Below are 24392 nucleotides of genomic sequence, written 5' to 3'. Positions count from 1 at the left end.
GAGTGCGTCGTCATTTTTTGTGCACTTTCTAATGTACTGTTATGCACTACTACATCATTTCAAGGAGATTGACGTGTACCAACTCCGTTCATCCTGAGCGGAGTCGAAGGGTGTTGGCACGATCTATCATGGCCCGGAGTTTGCGCCCTCCGATGCTTCAACAAGCTCAGTACTCAGGACGAACGAAGTGCAGAGGCTTGTGATAACGACAACCCGTCAAACTCATTGAAACCATGTACTACAACATCAGGAGTCCTGTTTATGATTCAGCAATCCAATCAGCAACCCATTCAGCAATCAATTCAGCAACCAATTTGCGACAGCGCTTCCCAATGTTCAGGGAATGGTGCCGAATATTCCTGGCTCGGCCATGGCGTTGCTATTTCTAAAGCATTTGTGAAATCATTGATTCCAATGGAAGACCCTTGCCTCAGTTTCAATTCCCGCAAAGCAGTGAAAGATCTTTTGCGACTGGCCACAACAACTATCGTGCCGTCGAGTTCCATCCTTTTCATGGCGAAAGATATGGCCAATGCCTGGTCCGGGAGCGGTTTGCCCGGGCCGGATGCAAAACCGGAATTACCACAGACATCAAAAGAAACCCGGGGAGAGGCTCAGGAAAAAGAAACCGGCTCGAAAGACGTACCCCTTCAACAGCCATCCACGGCCCGCTATCAAGGGAGTCAGGGAACCAAAGGGCTACTTGCCCTTGGCACGCTGGCCAGCTCTTTTCAGTATGCGAATTCGAAACAGATTAAAAATGCAGAAGACCTGGGCAAGATTGGTCGAGATCCCGAATTTCCACCAAACGGCAAATATCAACAGACAGCGGATATTGTTGTCAATAAAGACCATAAACCCATTGGCACATTCACCGGCGATTACGATGGGCAGTGCAATACCATCAGCGGCCTGTCTGCCTGTTTTGTTGACACTCTGGAAGGCAGCATCAGGAACCTTCGCTTTACTGGTGCCAATATAACTTCCCAGAAGACGACCGGGTTAGCAGCCTGTGTTGTTGATGATACTGGCACAGTCAGTAATATCCGGGCGAAAGATGTTCATATTCTCACCAATGGTCATAAAAGTTACGCTGGCATCGGGGGGGGGGAGGTTAAAGGAACGGTTGGCAACACCACGGCGGTGAACAGCCATGTCAAAACCACGGGTCAAGAGGCAAACGCCGGCATCGGGGGGGGGCTGGTTAAAGGAACGGTTGGCAACACCACGGCGGTGAACAGCACGGTCGAAACCAATGGTTATTTTGCATACGCCGGCATCGGGGGGGGCATGGTTAGCGAAGGAACGGTTGCCAACACCACGGCGGTGAACAGCACGGTCGAAACCAATGGTTATTTTGCATACGCCGGCATCGGGGGGGGGCTGGTTTACTTTAAAGGAACGGTTGGCAACACCACGGCGGTGAACAGCACGGTCGAAACCAATGGTTATTATGCACACGCCGGCATCGGGGGGGGCATGGTTAGCGAAGGAACGGTTGCCGACACCACGGCGGTGAACAGCAGGGTCCATACCCGGTTTACCGCTGCAGGCGCTGGCATCGGGGGGGGGATGGTTAGCGGAGGAACGGTTGACAACACCATGGCGGTGAACAGCCGTGTCGATGCCGCCACTTTGGAAAGAGCCGGTATCGGGGGGGGGTGGGTTCCCAATTCAGATTGGGTTACCAATACCAAGGCGGTGAACAGTTTTGTCAATGGCAAAAAAAAGAATTTTGGATCTATCCCCAATGATCAGCTTTTTTGCCAAAAAGCAGACCTACGAGTGTTAGCAGCCAATTGCTCTATCAGAACTGAATTTCAGGATTCGGGTTTTTCGTATAATGATGCTTGCCCGGGAAATGGCACTACAGCGTCAACAGACGCTACAGTATCAACAACCGCTTCGGCGTCAACAACCGCTAAAGAGTCAACACCCACTACAGCATCAACACCCATAAAGATTAATGATACAGAAACCCTGGGCAAGATTGGCCGACATCCCGACTATCCACTGGACGGTACCTATCAACAGACAGCGGATATTGTTGTCACTAAAGACTATCAATCCATTGGCAATGATACTCATCCATTCACCGGGGAGTACGATGGGCAACGTCGTACCATCAGCGGCCTGTCTGACTGTTTAGTTGATACTCTGAAACAAGGCAACATCAGTCGCCTTGGCTTTACTGATACCCATATAAATTCAACGAAGACGACCGGGGTGGCAGCCTGTACTGCGAATGGCACAGTCAGTGATATCCGGGCCGAAAATGTGCATATTTCCACCTCGGGTGACAATGCATACGCCGGCATTGGGGCGGGCTTGGTTGGTGGTGGAGGAATGGTTACCAACACCACGGCGGTGAACAGCACGGTCGAAACCTCGGGTGAAAATGCACTCGCCGGCATCGGGGGAGGGGGCGTTTTTGGAACGGTTGCCAACACCTCGGCAGTGAACAGCAGGGTTGAAACCTCGGGTGAAAATGCACACGCCGGCATCGGGGGGGGGAGCGTTTTTGGAACGGTTGCCAACACCACGGCCGTGAACAGCACGGTCGAAACCTCGGGTACAAATGCACTCGCCGGGATCGGGGGGGGGATTGTTTGGGACGAAGGAACGGTTGCCAACACCACGGCGGTGAACAGCAGGGTCGAAACCTCGGGTGAAAATGCACTCGCCGGCATCGGGGGGGGGATTGTTTGGGTCGAAGGAACGGTTGCCAACACCACGGCGGTGAACAGCATGGTCGAAACCTCGGGTACAAATGCAGACGCCGGCATCGGGGGTGGAGACGTTAGAGGAATGGTTGCCCACACCAAGGCGGTGAACAGCACGGTCAAAACCTCGGGTACAGCTGCAGACGCCGGCATCGGGGGGGGACGTTTCAGGAACGGTTGCCAACACCACGGCGGTGATGAACAGCACGGTCGAAACCTCGGGTACCCTGGCACACGCCGGCATCGGGGGGGGGATTGTTTGGGTCGAAGGAACGGTTGCCAACACCATGGCGGTGAACAGCACGGTCGAAACCTCGGGTGAAAATGCACACGCCGGCATCGGGGGGGGGAGCGTTTTTGGAACGGTTGCCAACACCACGGCAGTGAACAGCAAGGTCGAAACCTCGGGTGAAAATGTACACGCCGGCATCGGGGGGGGGGGCGTTTTTGGAACGGTTGCCAACACCACGGCAGTGAACAGCAGGGTCGAAACCTCGGGTGAAAATGCACTCGCCGGCATCGGGGGGGGATTGTTTGGGTCGAAGGAACGGTTGCCAACACCACGGCGGTGAACAGCAGGGTCGAAACCTCGGGTAAAAATGCACTTGCCGGCATCGGTGGGGGGGGTGTTTGGGTCGAAGGAACGGTTGCCAACACCACGGCGGTGAACAGCACGGTCGCAACCTCGGGTACAGATGCAGACGCCGGCATCGGGGGGGGGATTGTTTGGGTCGAAGGAACGGTTGCCAACACCACTGCGGTGAACAGCACGGTCGAAACCTCGGGTACAGATGCAGACGCCGGCATCGGGGGTGGAGACGTTAGAGGAACGGTTGCCAACACCACGGCGGTGAACAGCTTTGTCAATGGCATTAAAGAGAATTCTGGATCTATCTCCAAGGATCAGCTTTTTTGCCAAACAGCAGACCCACGGGTGTTAACAGCCGATTGCTGTTTGAGAACTGATTTCCTGGTTGCATTGGATTCGTCGTACAGTGATGCTTGCAAGATAAAGATTAAAGATACAGAAACCCTGGGCAAGATTGGCCGACATCCCGACTATCCACTGGACGGTACCTATCAACAGACAGCGGATATTGTTGTCACTAAAGACTATCAATCCATTGGCAATGATACCCACCCATTCACCGGCGAGTACGATGGCGATTATCACAGGATCGACAACCTAACTAACTGTTTTGTTAAAAAGCTGAACCAAGGCACCGTTAGCAAGCTTCACTTTACCGGTGCCCAAATAAACTCCGAGGGGTCCACAGGTCTGGTGGCCTGTAAAGTTAATGGCACAGTCAGGGATATCCTGGCCGAAAATGCACATATTTCAACCTCGGGCAGGAATGCACCCGCCGGCATCGGGGGAGGGGAGGTTTTCGATGACGGCACGGTTGCCAACACCACCGCAGTGAACAGCACGATTAAAACCTCTGATTGGTATTCAAACGCCGGCATCGGGGCGGGAAGGGTTGGTGTCGGAGGAACGGTTGCCGACACCACCGCAGTGAACAGCAGTGTCGAAACCTCGCAATACAGTGCCGAGGCGGGCATCGGGGCGGGACTGGTTAAAGGGACGGTTACCGACACCCTGGCGGTGAACAGCACGGTCAAGACCTTGAGTTGGGGGTCAGATGCCGGCATCGGGGCAGGGCAGGTTGATATTGGAGGAAAGGTTGCCGGTACCACTTCGGTCGACAGCAGGGTCGAAACCGAGGGTTTTTATGCATACGCCGGCATTGGGGGAGGCCAGGTTGAAGGGATGGTTACCAACACCACGGCGGTGAACAGCAGGGTCAAAACCTCAAACTCGAGTGTCAATGCATGCGCCGGCATCGGGGGCGGGCAGGTTAAAGGAACGGTTGCCAATACCGCGGCGGTGAACAGCACGGTCGAAACCTCGGGTGTCCTTTCAGGTGCCGCCATCGGGGGAGGGCTGGTTAAAGCGGGAGGAAGGGTTGCCAACACCACGGCGGAGAACAGCAATGTCACAACCTCGGGTAACGCTGCACACGCCGGCATCGGCGGAGGGGAGGTTGATATTGGCGGCACGGTTGCCAACACCAAGGCGGTAGATAGCCATGTCAGAACCTCGGGTATGAGTGCATGCGCCGGCATCGGCGGGGGGGAGGTTGATATTGGCGGCACGGTTGCCAACTCCACGGCGAGGAACAGCACGGTCGAAACCTCGGGTGAGGGTGCATACGCCGGCATCGGGGGCGGGCTGGTTAAAGCTAAAGCGACGGTTGCCAACACCTCGGCGAGGAACAGCACGGTCGAAACCTCGGGTGAGGGTGCATACGTCGGCATCGGGGGCGGGCTGGTTGAAGCTAAAGCAACGGTTGCCAACACCACGGCGGTAGATAGCCATGTCAGAACCTCGGGTGACAAAGTTTACGCCGGCATTGGGGGTGGGGAAGTTAGAGGAACGGTTGCCAATACCAAAGCGGTGAACAGCACGGTCAAAACCCTGGGTGAATATGCATACGCCGGCATCGGGGGTGGTAACGTTGTCGCTGGAGGAATGGTTGGCAACACCACGGCGGAGAACAGCACGGTCAATACCTCGGGTGAGAATGCATACGCCGGCATCGGAGGGGGGCAGGTTTCCGATCTGGGAACGGTTGTCAACACCACGGCGGTGGATAGCACGGTGGAAACCTCGGGTGAGAGTGCATACGCCGGTATCGGGGGGGGGAATGTTTACTTTGGAGGAAAGGTTGGCAACACCAGGGCGGTGGGCAGCACGGTCAAAACCACAGAAGACCAGGCATACGCCGGCATCGGGGGGGGGTATGTTACAGGAAAGGTTGGCAACACCGCAGCGCAGGGTTGCACGGTCAAAACCTCGGGTGACAATGCATACGCTGGCATCGGAGGGGGCAATGTTGTCGCCAGAGGATCGGTTGCCAACACCATGGCGGAGAACAGCATGGTCAACACCACGGGTAAAAATGCCTACGCCGGCATCGGGGGGGGAGTGGTTTTCAATGGAGGAAAGGTTGCCGACACCGAGGCGGTGGGCTGCACGGTCAATACCACGGAAACGGAAGCATACGCCGCCATCGGGGTGGGATTGGTTGACTATAGAGGAGAGGTTGCCAACACCAAGGCGGTAGATAGCCATGTCAGCACCTCGGGTGAGTACGCACACGCTGGCATCGGGGGTGGGGAGGTTAACAATAGAGGAACGGTTGTCAACACCACGGCGGAGTACTGCACGGTCAAAACCTCGGGTAAAAATGCACGCGCCGACTTCGGGGCTGGGCAGGTTAACTATGGAGGAATAGTTGACAACCCCACGGTAGTGAACAGCACGGTCGACAGTGCCGTCACCGGGGCACACCACCGCGGGCGGAGGAGTGTTGGCGATGGAGGAATGGTTGCCGACACCGGGGTACACCACGGCATCGGGCACAAGAGTGTTGGCGATGAAGGAATGATTGCCGACATGGACGGCAGTAATGCCGCTACAGCGTCAACAGCCGCGGCGATGGGAATTACCACAGGTTCCCTTCTGGCTGCGGGCGGATTGGGGATTGCCGGCTATTCAACCTATCAATGGGTTACTGGTTACCAGGATGGGTTGCGTGGTAAGGAACTGGCGATGAAACCACTTACCCGTGGTAAAGAACTGGCAAGCGCTGCGGTCAACTCGGTATCCCAGGGTATTAAGGGAATCCGGGAACGAATGAACAGGCAGAGTGTTCCTGTGCAGGAACCAGCCCGTGAAATAAATGAACTCGGTACAGAGTGGGACGGCTTGATAAAGTAGCTGAGATGGACAAACGTTTTAATCAGTGATCACAACTGGAATAATCCTGACTGATACCCGTCACCAAAAAAAACGAGGCTCCTACTACCAAAGGAGCTTTTTTTTAGAAATCAGTGCCATATATGGTCTTGAAATTTGAATGTGTTCAAAAAAATTAAACCAGCGTGGGTATTTTGCGGCGTGTTTCTGGTCACGTTGCTATGGGCAGTGGAGTTTGATAACCGGCCACGAGTCCGACTGGCCATTCCCTACTCATCCGATCATCTTAATTCATCAATCAGTGAGCAGGTCATGCAAAGTGACCGGAACATTGGCCTGAGGTCTGACGAACTTGCATCGAATATCATGGCTGATTACTAGTGTGCGGCTGCAATGCAATTGATGGTTAATGATTCCCAAACTCCGTTCGTCCTGAGCGGAGTCGAAGGGCGTAAACACCATACCTTGAAAAAGACTGTGCCAATCACCCTTCGACTTCGCTCAGGGTGAGCGGAGATTGTACACATCAAACTCATCGCAATGATGTGCTAGAGAGCCAGATAATAAGGTGACATCAACTGCCTGGTTTCTTCCGTGTAGTGAGGAGGCTGGGTATATATAGTGACCGTCTCCTCGTGCGTTTCCAGAGGTTTATCCCGGTTTAACACCAGGATATAGCGGTGGTTCCCATGACGGCTGGAAGAACGCAGCCCAATCTGCTTTATCAGACCCAGTCCTTCCGTGGCAGCCGCTTTCAAAAAATGCTGTGTGGAATCCACGGGCAGTAAAATCCAGGCTTCGCCAGTGGTCGCCAAATGCCGGGAAATCACCCTGGCAAGATCCGTAAAACTCAGGCTGTCGGTATGACGGGCCATGTTGCGTCGCTGGTCGTCCCCCTTGAAGGATTGTTGAAAAAAAGGCGGGTTCGAAATGATACAGTCAAAGCGTTGCTGACTGGTGGCAGAGAATATCTGGATAGCGCTATTGACCAGTTGCAGCTGATCGGCCCAGGGACTGGCGGCAAAGTTAAGGACCGCTTGTTGTGACGCTTCTTCATCCAGCTCCACGGCCGTGATTTTCCCATTGCAGTTCTGAGCAGCCATCAGGCTGAGCAGCCCGGTGCCTGCACCAATATCCAGAATGGACTGGCTATGTCGTAAGCCGGATGACTCAGCAATAAGCGCACCAAAGATGCAGGCATCCGTGGTGACTTTCATGGCGCATTCACCCTGGTCAATTCTGAACTGCTTAAAAGCAAAGTAGCTGTTTCTGGCCATGGCGTTTATTTTCTACTCAAGTGCTGCTGAGCCAGAACGGCAACAATAATCATAATCAAGCCAGCATAGGTGGCCGGATAGATAGACTCACCAAGAATATTGGCGATGAAAATCAGTGATAGAAACGGACTGAGGTAGCTGATATTGCTGACCATGGCAGTATTGTCCGCCAGTTTAAGGGCTTTCAGCCACAGGATATAAGCAAAGCCCATTTCAATCAGACCAACATAGGCCGCTGCTTCCAGACCTTCAGAGGCAATGGGCCAGAAATCGGAGAAGAGGGCGGTGGCACCAATAATCCAGGGCAGTCCACAGAGGAAGCAGATCAGCAGGCCAACCACAGGATCCCCTTCGCGCCGGGTATTCAATAGCCAGTAAAGCGCCCAGATAATGGTGCTTGACAGTGCCAGAATAACACCGATGGGACTGGCGAAATTAAGACTTTCAAACTCCCCACGGGTACAGATAAGCAATACACCCCCGTAGGCCAGCAGGCAGCAGAGCAGGCTGGTAAGCGACAGTTTTTTACCCAGCAAAGGAACGGCAAGCAGGGTCAGTGCCATTGGCCAGCTGTAGTTTAATGCCTGCGCCTGTTGCGCCGGAAGCAGGTCGTAAGCGCCGAACAGGGCAACGTGATAGAGAAAAGGGTTTAACAGCCCCAGGGCCAGGAATAATCCCGATGATTGTTTGAATTGGGAGACAACTAAACCAGCCTTTCCCTGAATCATGACAATGATGGTAAGCAGGGTGGTGGAGGTTGCCACGGACCAGAATACCAGCTGCCATGGGTCGAGATATTTAAGGGCTATTTTAAAGGCGGTGGCAATGGTCGACCACAATAAGGCCGTGGCCAGGGCGTAAAAACAGGCTTTGCTATTGTCTGTCATGGATACTGCTTGGAGACTTTGGGTGAGTAGGTTTGAGTATTGACCAATACTATCTCACAGGCTCCAAAAGAAACAGGTAAGGAATTGTCGCGGAATAAGTTCCGCCGTTGGCTGAGACTTGCTCGCTACCCGCTTCCCAAAAAAGCACAAGTGGCCTGTCTTTTTCGGGCAGCGGGTAGCGCTTATTGAAATGTCGAAGTTATTAAACAACAGTTCCTGAATAGTTAATGAAGGTTACCCTTCAATGGTGATGGTCACGTGACGGTTGTTTCTCCGGCCTTCTCTGGTTTGATCTCCGCTCTCCAGTACACCACCGGCCACGGCTTTGATGCGATTGCCACTGACGCCACGCTCTTCCAGGTATTGTTTGACACTTTCAGCCCTGCGCAGTGCCAGTTTTCGGTTGTGTTCCAGCGGGCCGGTTGAGTCGGTGTAACCAACAGCTGTCAGATGAATGTCAGACTGTTGTTTGGCAACATCAGCGATTTTGTCCAGCGCCTGACGGCCCGGCGGGTCAATGTCTGCTTTATCAAAGCCAAAGTAAACCATTCCCAGTTCTCTCTGTAGTGGGCAGCCATCCGCATCGACGGGAATGCCTTCGGGGGTATCCGGGCACTTATCAATGTCATCGGGAACACCATCCCCATCACTGTCGATCGGGCAGCCATATTGGTTAACCGCCATATCGACAGGGGTATTGGGGCAGCGATCCATATTGTCTGGTACGCCATCACCGTCGGAATCGGGGCAACCGTGAGCATCCACTGTGACACCGTAAGGGGTGTTGGCGCACTTATCCAGGTAGTCAGGAACCCCGTCATTATCGGAGTCTACCGGGCAGCCACTGTGATCGACGGTTACGCCTTTGGGGGTGTCTGCACAGCGGTCTTTGTTATCAGGAACACCATCGTGATCACTGTCACTGCCAGTCAGCGCACAGATAGCGGTACCGACCAGGGCACCACCTATAGCACCATAAGCGGCCGATTTACCTCTGTCGGATGAACTCGTACTGTTGGCTGCAGCGCCAACAAGACCGCCGGTACCCGCCCCGATCAGGGCACATTGGCTCCACCGGTTCAGATGGCCATCACTGGCGCAGCCAGCAAGAAAAAGGGTGATGATGAACAGTGTTAGTGTTTTAAGGGGAGTGATGAAGGGCATGAATCAAACTCCGGGTGTGTCAAGTTAGGGAAGGGTTGACGTCTAATCGGGTAGGGATTTCTCGTGCAGATAAAACAGACAGGTTATTGGATGACTGGCAGCTTCGAGTATAGGCCAAAATATTCACTGCCAGAGTCTCTTTCCATATGAAATGAGCCTGTTGTTTTCCATGATCAGATTATGAAGCCCATTACAGGTGCTTATCTTTATTGGCAGACGACCGATAACCATGACCATGAAAACCAGGATCGTTGTTTATCCTGACTGCGGGTCTTTATCAAGGCGGAAATATTAAGATGACAAATGTCCAGGCCGTTGCCATTCATGACCTTGAGCAGAGTATTGGTGAAACTGAAGTTTTGCGAATTCCGGAGTTGGTTATTGATGCTGGTGAAACGGTGTGCCTTCAAGGCAGGAATGGCTCTGGTAAAACCACCCTGTTAAGAGCCCTGATGGGGCTTGTTCGCTATAACAGTGGTGACCTGATGGTTCTGGGCAATGATATGAGAAAAATTGGCACCTCCTCTCTGGAAAGACTCCGTGCCGACTCTATCGGATTTATTTTCCAGCATTATCGGCTGGTGCCATATCTAAGTGCATTCGATAACATTTTGTTGCCCTGCTATTTCTCGGCGAAAAGGCGGTCTGAAGCAGAAAGGAAATCTGAAACGGCCGCCAAGGATGCCATTCGTCTGATTCGCAAGCTCAGCTTAACAGACCCGTCACGGCTATCAAAAAATGCTGCGCAATACAGCGCCGGTCAACAGCAACGCTTTGCCATTGCCCGTGCGCTGATCGGCAAGCCTGAAATGGTGTTGGCGGATGAACCGGCTTCGGCTATGGATTGCAAGGGGAAGAAAGCCGTTTACCAGCTGTTACAGGATGAGTGTCGTGCAAGTGGAGCCACACTGATCTGTACCACCCATGATGAAAACGGCATTGATGGTTTTGACCGGTATGTGAACATGGATACCTTGAACCAGGCAAGGGAGCGTGAAAACCGATGGTCATTATGAAGATTATGCGCAGAAGCCTTGGTCAGAGAGCCGGACGCACAACCATTTCGATTCTGGCTCTTGCTTTCAGCATTGCGCTTCTTCTGGTGATCAGCCATATTCATGAAGCTGTACGATCCTATGCCCGACAGGTGTCTTCAGGTGCAGACCTGATTGTCGGAGCGCCTTCACAGCCAGCACATCTTGTCCTTTACAGCCTTTTTCGCATTGGCCCTCCTCCTCCGGTAATATCCTGGGATCTCTATGAAACCATTGCTGAACTGAAGGATGTGGAGTGGGCTGCGCCGGTGTCTACCAACGAAAGCCATCTTGGATATACAGTGACTGGCAGTACTGCACGTTATATGGAAACGCTGCAGCTGAAAGCCCTTAATTTTATTGGCAATGGATCAGGCACGGAGTTCAGAAATCATCGTTCGGCATTTATTGGTGCCAGACTGGCGGGAGACTATCAGCCCGGAGAAACCCTGAAGATAGCCAATGGCTTTTCACCCTCATCAAAAGATGAGTATCAAACGCCATTTATTATTCAGGGGGTTTTAATGGAAACCGGAACCTCACTGGACAGTAATATTTTAATTCCTATTGAAGGGCTGCGAAAAATCCGAAAAGCCCATGGCATAAAAACTGATCATCTTAATTTCATTTTGATAAAATTGCGCCATCACCACACCCTCTTTAAGGTGCAGAAAGAACTGAAGTCAACCTTCAATACACCACTTGAAGTAGTGATTCCTGCGTTAGAACTGGAAAAGCTTGGGCACTATCAGCGAATGCTCAATAATGTGTTTATGGCCATGAGTTTTATCATCGGATTGCTCTCTTTGATGATGATGTATTTTAATCTTTCTGCCGGTTTTGCCGAGCGAAAACAGGAAGTCGAACTGCTACGAATGGTAGGGGTAAGCCCGTGGCAGCTGGCAGTCCTGACATTGGCAGAACCGATGCTGCAAATCCTGTTTGCTCTTTGTTCTGGTGTTGTTCTCTATAAAGTATCGACTCTGTTCCTGGGGGGCTGGATTCCTGTTGTGAGCAGCATCGCACTGCCTTTTGAACAACTGCTTTGGTTGTTGTCGCTGTTTTTACTGGGTTTTCTGGTGGCCTGCCTGCCGGCATGGCGAATCTATGGTTTTTCCCGAAGAACTTAGATTGAATGGTTTAAGGCGGCATCCATGGATGGGGCTGCCACCATAAGTAGCTAACCATATGAAATCATATATTTCTGACTCCTTGTGCTGGCACTCTGCTTCGTTACAACTCCGGTCACATAGCTACGGCTATGCTCCCTCCGTTGTGCCTCGCATAGTACCAGCCCAAGTAGCCAGAAATATTCGATTCCATATGGCCAGCTACTTAAACGTTGAGAATCCTGTTATCTGTCACTGCGTATACCTTCATCTTTTATACAACAACCTGCCAATAAATTTCATCACGTTCGCAGAATTCAAACGTCAATCGATCTATATCTATTGATGATGGCTTGCAAGCTACATTCCCTGTTAAAAATCATAGCAATAATGTCTGACAAATTATGAGAAAAATACTCTAAAAAACATTGAAACCAATTAGAGGTAGTCAAAGTCTATGGTAGGTGTCTACTAAAGAAAAAAGAGGTTTTTATTTATGGACAGCTTGTCATCTTTACCAGCCACCACCCAGCCATTGACAACCTCTGCAAATTCGCCGGGTTCAAATGGTGCGGCAATAACCGTTTCTTCCAATATAGCTGGAACGGATACTGTAACAGTGGCCTCAGGGGATACGAAGAATGAAATGCCAGACAAAGCACCAGGAAAAGAAGGAGGGGCTGTAGGTGATTCAATAAGTGATAAAACCGTTAAGGAAACCAAAGCCGACGCTCAAATGAGTGACAAGGGGGCAGGTGATGCAGAAGAAACGGGCTCTGAAGAGAGTGCAGCAGAGGCAGGAGTAACTCCGAAAGAGTCTGATGAAAAGGAACAGCTTAAATCAATGACAGACAAGCTCCAGTCTGCTCAGATAGATGATGGCTCAGAGGCTCCGGAAGCTGCTGCAGAGCAACCCGAACCGGAGAAAAATGATTCTCCGGAAACTGAAGGTGAGACTCAGGGCGCGGATGAAGGTGCGGAACCTGACGAAGTCATCGAAAACACGCAAGAAGAAGGAAAAAAGGAGGAAAATTGATGGTGTCTGGCTCTTGCGATGCGCTGAAAGCGATGGCTTGTTAATCGGCTGTTTAAGCAAGAGACGCTTTAAAACTGAGTTTCAGAAGAGCCTTGTTGTCAAGCAAGGTATCTTCTGCTGAAAATGGTCGTGTAGATTATTGTCAGACTTTTGCTTTGCTCTCTCATTGATCAATTCGCTATTACTGCACAATAGCAGTGCAGTCTATCCTCCAACAGGCTCATAGTATTCCATTGGTGATTACCTGCGTTCCCATTGATAACCTCGCTATCAGTTCACTGTTGTGTTTAACGAGGTATCCGGAGTCATTACACACCTCAATTGGTATGAAACTTGTATACTAAAATAATAGGCATCATGGGTAGACAGCCTGAACTGGAGGTGACAGTATGTCCGACTTGCCAGTGAAAAAAATTTCTCAACGTTCAAGGAGTGAACATGGATAAAGAGCATCGAGAGTCAAGTACGAATTTGGAAGGCTCCGAGAAGAAACTAAGTTTTGTTATCAATGCTACAGAAGATCGTGTCAGCCGCCTGCGCCAGGCATACCTTGATGGGACGTTGATGGTTGACAGCGAGCGTCTCGCCGAAAAAATGCTTGCCTTTGAACAACAGCTTGAAATCGTGTTTCCCGAGAAAGACAGCCCCTGAGTCAATTTACGTCAGTTAGAAATCCTTTATCCTGCCAAGGCTTGATCATCCACTGTGAATGAAGTACGCTTCAAACGCGTTTGTGAAGGTGTATGCCTTGGTATCAGTCCGATAACGCATGCTCCCATGGCACAGCTGGATAGCGCAGCCCCCTCCTAAGGGGCAGGTCGGAGGTTCGAATCCTCCTGGGAGCGCCACTAAAATCAAGGGCTTGTGGGAATAACAGATAAAGATTTATTTTTACAAGCTCAAATGAGAACAAAAATTGAGAACAAAACAACTGTTTAAATAATAATCGTCGCTTACCGTGACCCCTTCACTTTCGGCGTTTTATTGATGTAGATTTTCTTCCCTTTTTTCGTCTTGTGGCCTGAGTGGTTGTCTTCGTGATCGGAGGCACCTTTGGCTTTCAACTGGTGAAAGGTGAACCGTTCCTCTGCCGTGATTTTTCCGGAAGCAACACAGCGGCTCATGCAGTCCTTAAACCTGGCTGAGAATTGTTTGTTGCTAATCGTTGAACCGTCCGGATCGTGGAACAGGTGCTTTGAATGAACAGAAATACCCGAGCTATCAGCCAACGGCTTCCATGGGTTTACCCGGTGGCATACAAACCAAAACACCGCAGCAAATAGTGACGATGCAGCAACCCCTAAAGTCAGGGTAATTTATTGGCAATATTTATCAAACTGTCTTGATTGATGGTAAGAGTGAAGATTGTTGGTCCATTGCCTAATAAGTGGCGTTTTTCAAAATCTCTGAAGGATCAGACATGTCTGCAACCACATCACTTCAGGTAAATCTCCTCTTCACTGCATTTCAAGGGCGTTGCTCTCAATGCTTGACTCCAGCTCACCATAGCAGGTTCCGGTTTGCTTCTTCCCAAGCTTTCTTTTGGTCGACCCAATCATATCGGTGATTGAGCGAAACCTGCTCTTATTTATAAAATATTCGGGCTATATTCCACAGCGGACCTTGACAGATTAGGCAGCCTCATCTAGACAACTGTAGTATCGGTTTTCTTTTCTCCTTCATTAAGTTGTACGTTTGTTTCTTGTTTGCTCTTCAGGTTCATTATGAATGCGTGTATTCCCCTGACCCTTACCTTACTTTTGTGTTTCACTCTTCCCTCTGCATTTGCCGAAGAATGCTCGGGTATTGCAGCCATGAGTTTTGCAAAAAAGGAACAAACCTTCATGGAGTTGAAAAAGAGCTTTATCGAAACCCTGAAGCCGTCGGAGCATCTGGATCAGATTCGCAAACTGGCCACTAATCCCTCGCAGTTAGATGAAGTGGGTGATCTTACCCTGCGGAGCCTGCCTGGAACCTTTCAAGCACATTATCCAGAAATACCTGAAACCGTTCTGGATGACTTTACCGAGCAAATTGAAGAGCTGGAGAGAGTCGCGGACTGTTTTCACTTTGGTGAGCGGAGCAAAGGCTCTCTGATGAAGCTTCGTTATCGCAAAGTCAAAGAAACCGATAGCCCCTACATTGGCTTCCTGTTACCAAAGGAGCAGGATCAGCCCCGCAAAGTGAAAATAGCCAGTTCTTCATCCTGCCAGGGTAAACACTGCGATTTCACTGTGAAGAACGTCGATGATCTGGACAAAGATATCATCCTGCTGGTTCATCGCCCTGCCCGACTCAGTACTCCAGTTATTCATACAAAATCCATCGTCGACCCCAATACCGATACTACGAAACGCCTGCCTGAGCGTGCCTTTCTCTTGGAGCTGGACCTGAAAAAAGTCGTCAAGCATTTTTTCAGCACGCCTGAAATTTATATGCATCTCACCTACTACAATAGCGACCAGCCGATTCGTGAAGATACGATTGAAATTCCCTGGGCGAAAAAAAAAGGTGTCAATGAGGGCAATACTGAGCTGATTATCTGGTTGGATGCAGACTCTGTACAACTGACTCTGATGGAAAATGACTCAGAAATACCCTTTAGACTTATTGGCAAAATCCTCAGCAGGGTTGTAGAAATTGGATTGCAACTCGCCGGTGCATTCCATCCTGAAATAGGTCATATCCAGAATGCACTTGGTATTCTCAGTAACCGCTCTTCAACCGAAAGTGCCGATTTTTATCATGCCCTGGACAGGATGAATGCAGACGACATTCTGGATACCGTTCGCCTCCAGAGAAATAATTTAAATACTTTTGTACCCATGAAATCAGGGGTCGCCAAAATGGTACTGAAGCCTGTCTACACCTCCAAAACAGGTATGAGTGATGAACTATAACTGACTGGTTATTACGTAATCCCTGCATGTTATTTTTCATCATTGACTTATTGGGACATAACTTCAGCCGCAGTCAGCAAGATAGCTTATCTTATCCACCAATTCCCCTGTCCGGGGCAACAGCTTCCTGAATACCCTGGAACTTCATAACCCATTTAATTGATGAGGTTCCTTGTCTGTCTAAAGCCATGAGGCAATTCTGATCACCGCAGTTTCTTAACAATGGCATCACTGTTTATATCCGATTGAGCTATCTTTAATTGCCTGACAATAAAAATGCCATAAAGGAGTTCATTGATGTCCCTGCCAGTTGTTGAGAATGCTTCTGCGCTGCAATTTCATGCGATCGTGCCGGATAAAAGTGGTGAAGTTGGCAGTGCATTCAAATATCGTAGTGTCCATCCTGTCGAACATTTAGAGATCAAACTGCTTGAACAGAGACCTGAGTGGGAAACCTACGAGGTTTTCAGGAAAGCGAGCAGGAATGATATGGATTCCGACGAGCGCTGGCAGGTTACGCTGCTGAACTCCCTGAATATCAGCAGCTTTGGCAGAGCCATCACCATTGAACCACAACGATATTCCTGGTTTGCCCGGGCGGGGCAGGTATCGGTCAGGGGGGCGGATGGCGAAGGCCAGCCAGTGGGGACGTTAATGTTGCTCAATGACGAGAACGTTAAACTGCTTAATGAAGCTGGCAAGCCCCATCAGCGGAGCCCTTCTTTTCCGTTTGTCCCGGCAATACCGGATGCAGAAAGGCTGGATGAGTCAATCGATCAATTGCTGGAGATGGTCTCCACCACCGCCCGGCAGCATCATATTTATCAATGGGGAATAAAGGGGTTGCCCAGGCTGGCTGACGCCGGGATTGCTTCCTCGGTAACCGGGCAGTGGCCGCTGTTGGAAAGTCTGGCAGAGCCTTACATTGAGCAATGTTTGTCGAAAGGCGCTGTTCTCGGTGATGTTATCCATGGTCTGAGCCAGGTAGTGGATACCCTGGCAAACCTGCACGAACGGGGAGTGGCCCACGGAGATATCCGTCTGGAAGGGCTTCGGGAGTTTTCAGGCTGGCTGGGTCCGGGCCTGCCGGAGCGTTTCAGTCGGGTGGATGTGGCACCGGGGCCAGATACACTGGGCAGCAAACGGTTTATTTTTTACAACAATGCCTGGCAACCGCCAGAGCTGCGCTTTCCCGGCGTTTTTGATAATCCTGAACAACCGTTTGCCCCCTGGCAATATACTTCCGCTACCCGGGAGGGCGATATCTGGTCTTTTGGTGTAATGCTGGCGGTTATCGTTTGTGCCACTTTCGGCGAGGGGGAGCGGTTTAAAGCGGATGAAGGTTTGCAGTTATCACTATTTGACTATATGGAAACCAGTGAGTTGTACGATTGTGCAAAATTGGAGCATGCTGTGGACCGGACTACGGGCTTCCTGGCCAATAACAAGAGCCTGTTGGCGCTGAATATGCCGTCCGGTCCGATAAGTATTTCGTTGGCTGAAGACGATCAAAATATGCTGGCACCACTGATTCGTCTGATAGATCAGTGCACCCGGGCAGACCCGCAAAAGCGCCCGACAGCAGAGAATGTCAAAGATCAGCTGAGTCAGCTGGTTTAAGCCATGGGGCTTGAGCAGGACTTGTTGTTTTTCAGAGGTATTTTATTGACGGGAGATTACAGGAACAGCGAACTATCAATATCTGCCGCGAAATAGCAGAGACAGGAGCTCTGCTGGTGGTATCACCACAATGTTTCTTATGCCCCAGACGACTTTTGGTTTTTCTTCCAGCTTGGTTTTTCCGTGACAGTCCTTGACGGGTTGCAGCTCAAAGATAGTTTTCGGGACTAGAATCTGTCTCATTTCCATGCTCCGGTGTCTGTTTCGGTAGGCAACAGGATAGATGCGATTGACATAATTGATGCAAAAAATTAAATCTGAAGTTTATCCTCTGTACTGTGATACTATTTTCACGTAATTCCCGCAGGCCGGTAATACTCTTATGCGCGGGAATTTCGTGAGGCAGATGTTATAAATTGTTGACTGATAAAAACTTGAACGTAGTACAGCGGGTAAATCATGAGTCAAGCGCAATCATTATATGACCGAATGGCTAACACCAGCCTGGTTCTCAGGATTATTATCGGTATTGCCCTGGGTGCTGGTCTGGCGGTTGTTTCGCCGGAAACTGCGGTGGCCATCTCTTTTCTGGGCTCCCTGTTTGTCGGGGCCTTGAAAGCGGTAGCCCCTGTGCTGGTATTTGTACTGGTGGCATCTTCCATTGCCAACCAGAAACAGGGGCAGCACACAAACATGCGGCCGATTGTTTTCCTCTATATTCTTGGCACACTGGCGGCTTCTTTTGTCGCGGTATCCATGAGTTTTCTTTTCCCGGTGACCTTGACGCTGGTGACCAATAGCGGTGCAGCCCTGCCTCCGGAAGGTATTATGGAGGTTCTCCATACACTGCTGTTCCAGGTCGTGCAGAACCCTGTTGAGGCTCTGCTGACAGGCAACTTTATTGGTATTCTTGCCTGGGCCATCGGTTTGGGCCTGGCATTGCGTCATGGCAGTGAGTCTACGCGGGTTATGGTGCATGACCTGTCCATGGCGGTTTCTGCCATTGTACGCTTTGTCATCCAGTTGGCTCCCATCGGTATTTTCGGGTTGGTTGCCAATACCATTGCCCAGACCGGTTTTGGGGTGCTGGCCGGTTACAGCAAGTTACTGGCGGTTCTGATCAGCAGCATGTTGATGATCGGGTTTATTGTTAACCCGTTGATCGTTTACCTGAAGATTCGTCAGAATCCTTTCCCCCTGGTGCTGCGCTGTATCCGGGAAAGTGGTGTGACGGCCTTCTTTACCCGCAGCTCGGCAGCCAATATTCCGGTGAATATGCAGCTGTGTAAAAGCCTGGATCTCCACGAAGATACCTACTCAGTGTCCATCCCCCTCGGGGCTACCATCAATATGGCAGGTGCTGCCATTACCATCACCGTAATGACGCTGGCAGCGGTTCATACACTGGGTATTTCCATTGACCTGCCAACCGCTTTGATGCTCAGCATCGTGGCTGCTGTTTCTGCCTGTGGCGCTTCCGGTGTGGCCGGTGGTTCCTTATTGCTGATCCCGCTGGCCTGTAGCCTGTTTGGTATCTCTAATGATATTGCCATGCAGGTTGTTGCTGTCGGTTTTATTATTGGCGTGATTCAGGATTCTCTGGAAACGGCGTTGAACAGTTCTACCGATGTCGTCTTTACGGCGGCAGCATGCATAGCGGCTGAACGCAAGGCGGCTGGGCGGGCAGAGCCTCCGTCTGTGAGCGTTTAAGGAGTTGTCTGGAAATACCTCCCTATTTTCATTGCCTGACTCCGTTCGGACTGAGTGCTGAGCTTGTCGAAGTATCGAAGGGTGGTGCCACCGAACTTCGATACTTCGACAAGCTCAGCACTCAGGGTGAACGGAAATCGGTAACTTGTTAAAAGACAATTCCTGACCATCGCAATCAATGCGTCATAGTCAACTATTAAAGGGTTTCAATGAGTTTGATGGGTTGTCGTGCCTCCGCACTCGGTTCGTCCTGAGCCTGTCGAAGGACCCATAGGGCCTAAAGGCGGAAACTCCGGACTCTGATAGATCGTGCCAAGCACCCTTCGACTCCGCTCAGGGTGAACGGAGATTGTAAACATCAAACTCATTGAAACCATGTACTGGATTGCCGGATACCGCTCAGGGTGAACGGAGATTGTACACGTCAAACTCATTGAAACCATGTACTGGATTGCCCGATACAAAGAGCGGCCTGTTTGAATCAGTGGGTATCGGGCAACTTATGAGGTCAGGAGGTCTTTGCCTGCTTCCAGGGCTTTATAAGTGCATCCTGCAGGCGGTGAGTCGCTGGTTCGAGTCGATGGCAGTGTATAGTCAATTGACCAGGGCAGGCTGGCTTTTTCAAGTTCTCTGATTTGCAGCTCAAGGTGAGTTTTGAATAGTGGGTCTTGGCTCAAGTCGGGTATGCTGCTGGCTGAATAGTTTGTTTCACCTTTAAGGCAGTCATGTAACGCCCGCCGGGTGACCATTTTCATTCTTGCTTCCCGGATCTGTTCCTCCTTTTTCAGTTGCTGTTGTTCACACTTTTGCCGGGACTTTGCCATTATGACTGTTGCTGTCAGATGATCTGGCAAGTGCGCCATGGTTGTTTCGCTGCAGTGATGCGGCTTCTGATGAAATGGTTGATCGTCTGCCTTGTCTGCCCCCAGTGATAAAGACTGAAGTTGTCGCATATGCAGCAGTTTAAACAGGTACTCTCCTTTGTGAAGATCAATATGATAGTTTTCAACGGTATCCATAATCGCCTTGATATTTTCTCCGGGGCAGTCAGTCCCGCAGGAATGGTCTAAAAATGCATTGATTTCCTGTTCAAGGTTTATTAGCTGGTAGGGAAACAGTGCTGCATCCAGTGGTGGGAAATAGAGACGGGCTAACTGTTGGTTGAAATCAGCAAGGTGGTCCGGATTGGCTGATATATCATCCGGGTCCCTGAGAGCATTTTCCACCAGTGCTTTTGCCCGGACAAAATGGAGGATGTGTTGTGCGTCTCTTTCAACATCGGACTGACACTTTTCCCGAACCGTAGACTTGATACGTTGCAGCATCTCTTCTTTATAATGCAGCTGATGCCAATACTTGCTTAACTCTCTTAGTAGCTGGTTTTGTTGCCAGTCCTGCCATCCACTCGGTGCCTGTTCTCTGACTTCTGACATTTTGGTCAGGGTATCTTTACTGATCTGGTGGGCTTGCTGTCTTGCCTCAATGGCCCTTGGACTGTCTTTGGCAAAGGTTCGTTTCATCTGTTCTGAAATGGTTTCAGACAGTGATGTCCAGACTTCATCCAACCCGTTATAGCGTCGGGCGACAAAGCAGCTGCTGCCAAAAAAGGTAATGATCCCGATACAGGCTGTTGTTAGCCACGGGCTACTCAACAGAAGAACAATGTTAAAGACATTAACCAACAAAATGGCAGCAGTGGTAACCACTGACGACACGCCGAGAATGCCTGCCACCTTTTTCCGCTCTGCTGCTAACTCACTGCGTGCTGCAATACTGGCTGGGTTGGCTTTGGCGTTGTTGATTTTCTCCTGGTATTTATCAAAGCGCATAACCAGCGGATCCAGAACAAAACCCAAAACATTACCAACGACACTGGTGCGTCGGCCAATATGATGGGCAAGTCTGACGGTTGTCTCCGGAGCCATGGCGGCAAGGCAGTCAGAGGTCAGCCCCAGGGTCAGGCTGGGCATTAAATCCCGGGCACAGCGCAGGTTGTTCAGCAAGCGGAAAATCGCCGGCTTCATCTGGCTGAGACAGTGTCTGGCAAGATAGGTGGAGAATACATTTTGTGCGACTTTTTTAGCTTTATTGATCAGGGTATCCAGACTGTTGCTTAAAAATATTTCGATCACTGGCAGTCCGGTATGAAACGCGGTAATCATGTCCCGGAGCAGCTGGAACCGTTTGATCACCGTAGCCATTTGCGGATTTTCCAGCGGGTTAACATCCAGTGGCTGTGGTTTATCGCCGGAAAACAGTGAAGCCAGGGCATGACCGCGCATACAGATCTCAATGCTTTCAAGCAGGCCTGTTACCGATGTGTCCTGCCCAAGCAGGCTTTTCAGCTGAGGCATCAGAAGTGCAAAATCACCCCACATTACCCGAAAAAACTTTGGGTTTTGTTGGGCTACTTTCAGTATTGTACCCAGAGTGTCGGTTATTAAGGCGTGGATTGGATTGTCGGCAGAGAACAGTGACGATATCAGCCCTTTGCCTTCTTTATAAAGAAAGCCCAGTGCATTGGGCAAGCCTGATGCGTTTAGTCCCTCCATCAGTTCGCCGGCTTTCTGGCAGATGGTCCTGCTGGCTTGCGACCCCCAGTTAAACACATCGCCAAAGAGCGTTTTAAATTCTTGATAAGGGTCATAATTCAGTAATTTTAAATACCGCTTGCGATACAGCTCGGCAATGCTGTCTTCAATGCTTTCTTCTTCCTTGCGGATAAAATTCAGGTAGCTGAGATAGTATGCATAGGAGTCAGGGTTCAGGGGCCGCAGGCCCACGCTTTTTCTGGATTTTGCCAATTGCCAGAGCACATCAATATTCTGCTCGAAATGTTCACAGGGCAGTATGCCGTCAGGCGCATCCTGGTCGATCAGGTGAATCAGAAGCTGCTGTTGAGCATAGGTCATATCGTAGTAGCACTGCATCCAGTGCAGGCAACTGTCGTAGTTGTCATCCTGTTCACATCGGTTCATTGCATCAATGAATTGTAATGTGGCCAGGTAAAAAGACTGCTCGGGGGTATTGCTTTTTTGTGCCAGTACGGAGCGTATACGATCCGCAGCGGGGGGCTTGAGGAAAAACCAGTGTGGAAACAGGCCCGGTTGGTTTGGCCGTGATTGGTTGCTCAGAAAATGGTGAATTAACTGGGCAGAAACCTGTTGTTCTATATTGGCAAGGCGGCCTGGTTTTTTTTCGGGGGGTGACTGGTTTTTTGCCGGGTTCAGTAATCGAAGAATAAGGATATGTTGTCGTTGATCCATCAAGCTGGGCAGACTGGCTTCAGCTGGAGGTGATTTAAGCTCATGCTCAAGGCGTTTGGCGTGGAGCCAGCCGATCTCGTTGTCCAGTTGCGTCGCTATTTCTGGCATAAGATCCTGCCTGGTCAGGCGGCTGAATAAAGCCTGAACACTCTCTGCTGTACACCCTTGCTGATCAGTCGCCAGGGCAAGTTTAGCCGCCTTTATATGCCTTATGCCGCGATACCGTTTTACGTTCAGGCAAACCAGATAAGTCAACACTTTTAGTATGGTTTCAGGTTGTTCCCTGATGTAGTGATTAACTGTTCTCCTTTTGCAGGTGTCTGTTCCGGAAACGGGTACTTTGACTGGTGGGAGCTGTATAAGCTCGTTAAGAACGATTTGAGCGGATTTTTGCAGATGATAGTTTGCCAGACTCCACATAGCCCCCCTTAAGATGATTTCACGCTCTTTGCACTGGTAGCCCAGCGGTCTCAGCCAGGTAGTGGGCTTAAGGGGTTTTGGGTCTTTAAGTTGATTACCCTCGACGTTGTCAATGGCGGTGGCTAACTGCTTTGACGATAGCCTTCCTTTTTGTACCAGGAAGTCGGCGTCCATTTTTGCTTCCAGGCAGTACACATGGTATTCACGCTCAAATTTTCTCAGATTCTTCAATATCGCGAGCTGGCACCTGACATTGTGCTGATCACATTCAAGGTCGTTGAGGTTTTCTCTCAGGATTGCCAGATTTTTCGCCAGGGCGTCCCTGAACCCGGTACGGTTTTGCCTCCGGGATTTCCGGAGTTGTTCGAAGGTCTCTATTGAGGTGCTGCCCAGCTTCGCAAGCCGACTTTTGAGAATCTCAAGGGCGGTTTCAGGGAATAAAATAAGCAGGGCCTGTAAGATGCCGTGTGGATAGAGAGCAATCATCAGTTCAGGCTGGTCATCTTCCCCATCAATGGCAATGTTGCTGGGATTGCCATAGGTGTGTGGTGAGAGTTTTACGACGGGCAGTGACTGTTGGTAGATTTCCTGCAGTTCTGCTGATCTGTGATGTGTCCTATAGACGACGCTATCTTTTTTGTGGGAAGCGTCTGCCGTTTTACTGTCGCTTTCTTCCGACTCATAGGGTGTGCTGGAACACTCTTTTTCGGATTGAACACTTTTGGCTTGCGCTTTGCTAACGGGTTGCCCCCTGCTATTCAGATCACTGTCGATGGCATCGACATCTATGGGCAACTCAATGTCTTGATCCTCTTCATATTCTTCACTGAAGCATGGCATATCAAGATTGATATGATCCAGGGCCTCTGAAGGTGTTGGCAGGACGGCATTGGCGAGTTTTTTTATGCCTGACAGAATATACTGCGCCGTAGAATGCCAGTAAGAGCTTTCTGCTTCTATTGGTGCTTTGACGTTGTCTTGTTCACCGATAGCCGGGTCAGCTTGTGCAGTTGGAGCCTCCGTCGTGTGTTCTTTGACTGGCCTGTTCTGGGGGCTGATGTCTTCAGCCTCACAATGGCAACTATCCAGTGTACAGGTGCTGTCGCCAGAGCGGGTGTCAGTATCTGTTGTGGCCGGTTTTTCTGCCCCCTTCCTTTTTAACGACGGTGTTTCTCTGTTTGAAGACTCCAGGCCGTTCCGGGATGAGTCGGAGCAATAGCTGATCTTATCGAGCTGAACCGGTCGTGTTTGACGGTGGTGAATAGGGGTGTTGTTGAAGTCCGGACATTCACGGATATCTGCTGTGTTAAGAAGCTGCCGGGGTGAGTCTGTATTAACGGGAGTGTTTAGGGGGAAATACGACGATGCAAGTACCGACTGCATTATTTAGCCTGAACGTTGAATAACTTTAACCAACTGTTCAGACCCGATGGGGAGATGATGGTTTCATCTGCTTATTGTAAATGTTTTGGCCGTTTTTCCT

The 24392-nt window shown here is 50.5% G+C and carries 16 protein-coding genes and 1 tRNA gene; 12 read left to right on the top strand and 5 right to left on the bottom strand.

Going from position 1 to position 24392, the window contains the following annotated elements; genetic code table 11:
* The first annotated feature begins 261 nt into the window (after positions 1 to 261).
* The 4 genes from ACO6UX_RS06130 to ACO6UX_RS06115 all read left to right on the top strand — a co-directional run bounded on the left by ACO6UX_RS06130 (position 262) and on the right by ACO6UX_RS06115 (position 6867).
* Positions 262 to 3045 (top strand): hypothetical protein, encoded by a 2784-nt coding sequence (locus ACO6UX_RS06130; RefSeq protein WP_422445826.1) that lies wholly within the window; start codon positions 262 to 264, stop codon positions 3043 to 3045.
* Complete coding sequence (locus tag ACO6UX_RS06125; protein ID WP_422445824.1) at positions 3011 to 3295, top strand: hypothetical protein; 285 nt, start codon at positions 3011 to 3013, stop codon at positions 3293 to 3295. Before ACO6UX_RS06130 ends, ACO6UX_RS06125 begins: the two co-directional genes overlap by 35 nt.
* Complete coding sequence (locus tag ACO6UX_RS06120) at positions 3292 to 6507, top strand: beta strand repeat-containing protein (RefSeq protein WP_422445822.1); 3216 nt, start codon at positions 3292 to 3294, stop codon at positions 6505 to 6507. Before ACO6UX_RS06125 ends, ACO6UX_RS06120 begins: the two co-directional genes overlap by 4 nt.
* A gap of 141 nt (positions 6508 to 6648) precedes the next feature.
* Entirely contained in the window at positions 6649 to 6867 is a 219-nt protein-coding gene (locus ACO6UX_RS06115) for a hypothetical protein (protein ID WP_422445820.1), read from the top strand.
* A gap of 167 nt (positions 6868 to 7034) precedes the next feature.
* On the opposite strand, the gene ACO6UX_RS06110 is transcribed toward ACO6UX_RS06115, so the two are convergent.
* From ACO6UX_RS06110 to ACO6UX_RS06100, 3 genes are all read right to left on the bottom strand, one after another.
* Positions 7035 to 7763: a tRNA1(Val) (adenine(37)-N6)-methyltransferase gene (locus ACO6UX_RS06110; protein WP_422445818.1), complete on the bottom strand. Its 729-nt coding sequence runs from the start codon at positions 7761 to 7763 to the stop codon at positions 7035 to 7037.
* A 5-nt stretch (positions 7764 to 7768) separates the two neighbouring features.
* On the bottom strand, positions 7769 to 8650 hold the full coding sequence (locus ACO6UX_RS06105) for a DMT family transporter (RefSeq protein ID WP_422445816.1): 882 nt from the start codon (positions 8648 to 8650) through the stop codon (positions 7769 to 7771).
* 234 nt (positions 8651 to 8884) lie between these two features.
* Entirely contained in the window at positions 8885 to 9814 is a 930-nt protein-coding gene (locus ACO6UX_RS06100; RefSeq protein WP_422445814.1) for an OmpA family protein, read from the bottom strand.
* Between the two features lie 296 nt (positions 9815 to 10110).
* Here ACO6UX_RS06100 and ACO6UX_RS06095 point away from each other — a divergent pair, with 296 nt between their 5' ends.
* The 5 genes from ACO6UX_RS06095 (at position 10111) to ACO6UX_RS06075 (ending at position 13841) form a co-directional block, all read left to right on the top strand.
* Complete coding sequence (locus ACO6UX_RS06095; protein ID WP_422445812.1) at positions 10111 to 10830, top strand: ATP-binding cassette domain-containing protein; 720 nt, start codon at positions 10111 to 10113, stop codon at positions 10828 to 10830.
* Positions 10831 to 10835: 5 nt separating this feature from the next.
* Positions 10836 to 11978 (top strand): ABC transporter permease, encoded by a 1143-nt coding sequence (locus ACO6UX_RS06090; RefSeq protein WP_422445810.1) that lies wholly within the window; start codon positions 10836 to 10838, stop codon positions 11976 to 11978.
* A 475-nt stretch (positions 11979 to 12453) separates the two neighbouring features.
* Positions 12454 to 12993, top strand: a complete 540-nt coding sequence (locus ACO6UX_RS06085; protein WP_422445808.1) for a hypothetical protein — start codon at positions 12454 to 12456, stop codon at positions 12991 to 12993.
* Between the two features lie 438 nt (positions 12994 to 13431).
* Complete coding sequence (locus tag ACO6UX_RS06080) at positions 13432 to 13644, top strand: flagellar biosynthesis anti-sigma factor FlgM (protein WP_422445806.1); 213 nt, start codon at positions 13432 to 13434, stop codon at positions 13642 to 13644.
* A gap of 120 nt (positions 13645 to 13764) precedes the next feature.
* Positions 13765 to 13841 (top strand) — tRNA-Arg (locus ACO6UX_RS06075).
* Positions 13842 to 13946: 105 nt separating this feature from the next.
* Here the strand turns inward: ACO6UX_RS06075 and ACO6UX_RS06070 are convergent.
* On the bottom strand, positions 13947 to 14222 hold the full coding sequence (locus ACO6UX_RS06070; RefSeq protein ID WP_422445804.1) for a hypothetical protein: 276 nt from the start codon (positions 14220 to 14222) through the stop codon (positions 13947 to 13949).
* A 585-nt stretch (positions 14223 to 14807) separates the two neighbouring features.
* Here ACO6UX_RS06070 and ACO6UX_RS06065 point away from each other — a divergent pair.
* The 3 genes from ACO6UX_RS06065 (at position 14808) to sstT (ending at position 19223) form a co-directional block, all read left to right on the top strand.
* Positions 14808 to 15893, top strand: coding sequence for a hypothetical protein (locus tag ACO6UX_RS06065; RefSeq protein ID WP_422445802.1), 1086 nt, complete (start codon positions 14808 to 14810; stop codon positions 15891 to 15893).
* Positions 15894 to 16190: 297 nt separating this feature from the next.
* Complete coding sequence (locus tag ACO6UX_RS06060; RefSeq protein WP_422445800.1) at positions 16191 to 17513, top strand: hypothetical protein; 1323 nt, start codon at positions 16191 to 16193, stop codon at positions 17511 to 17513.
* Positions 17514 to 17972: 459 nt separating this feature from the next.
* Positions 17973 to 19223 (top strand): serine/threonine transporter SstT, encoded by a 1251-nt coding sequence (gene sstT / locus ACO6UX_RS06055; RefSeq protein ID WP_422445798.1) that lies wholly within the window; start codon positions 17973 to 17975, stop codon positions 19221 to 19223.
* Between the two features lie 500 nt (positions 19224 to 19723).
* Here the strand turns inward: sstT and ACO6UX_RS06050 are convergent, their stop codons facing one another.
* The gene (locus ACO6UX_RS06050; protein ID WP_422445796.1) at positions 19724 to 24292 is read right to left on the bottom strand and encodes a hypothetical protein; all 4569 of its coding nucleotides are present in this window, start codon (positions 24290 to 24292) and stop codon (positions 19724 to 19726) included.
* Between the last annotated feature and the right edge of the window lie 100 nt (positions 24293 to 24392).

Origin of the sequence: Endozoicomonas sp. ALB091, assembly GCF_049310265.1 — a bacterium.
Classification (GTDB): domain Bacteria; phylum Pseudomonadota; class Gammaproteobacteria; order Pseudomonadales; family Endozoicomonadaceae; genus Endozoicomonas.
This window is presented reverse-complemented; position numbering and strand designations above follow the sequence as displayed.

Coding starts and splice junctions, on each gene's coding strand:
- ACO6UX_RS06130 (WP_422445826.1), top strand. CDS start 262: ATGATTCAGCAATCCAATCAGCAACCCATTCAGCAATCAATTCAGCAA.
- ACO6UX_RS06125 (WP_422445824.1), top strand. CDS start 3,011: ATGGCGGTGAACAGCACGGTCGAAACCTCGGGTGAAAATGCACACGCC.
- ACO6UX_RS06110 (WP_422445818.1), bottom strand. CDS start 7,763: ATGGCCAGAAACAGCTACTTTGCTTTTAAGCAGTTCAGAATTGACCAG.
- ACO6UX_RS06105 (WP_422445816.1), bottom strand. CDS start 8,650: ATGACAGACAATAGCAAAGCCTGTTTTTACGCCCTGGCCACGGCCTTA.
- ACO6UX_RS06100 (WP_422445814.1), bottom strand. CDS start 9,814: ATGCCCTTCATCACTCCCCTTAAAACACTAACACTGTTCATCATCACC.
- ACO6UX_RS06095 (WP_422445812.1), top strand. CDS start 10,111: ATGACAAATGTCCAGGCCGTTGCCATTCATGACCTTGAGCAGAGTATT.
- ACO6UX_RS06090 (WP_422445810.1), top strand. CDS start 10,836: ATGCGCAGAAGCCTTGGTCAGAGAGCCGGACGCACAACCATTTCGATT.
- ACO6UX_RS06085 (WP_422445808.1), top strand. CDS start 12,454: ATGGACAGCTTGTCATCTTTACCAGCCACCACCCAGCCATTGACAACC.
- ACO6UX_RS06080 (WP_422445806.1), top strand. CDS start 13,432: ATGGATAAAGAGCATCGAGAGTCAAGTACGAATTTGGAAGGCTCCGAG.
- ACO6UX_RS06065 (WP_422445802.1), top strand. CDS start 14,808: ATGAGTTTTGCAAAAAAGGAACAAACCTTCATGGAGTTGAAAAAGAGC.
- ACO6UX_RS06060 (WP_422445800.1), top strand. CDS start 16,191: ATGTCCCTGCCAGTTGTTGAGAATGCTTCTGCGCTGCAATTTCATGCG.
- sstT (WP_422445798.1), top strand. CDS start 17,973: ATGAGTCAAGCGCAATCATTATATGACCGAATGGCTAACACCAGCCTG.
- ACO6UX_RS06050 (WP_422445796.1), bottom strand. CDS start 24,292: ATGCAGTCGGTACTTGCATCGTCGTATTTCCCCCTAAACACTCCCGTT.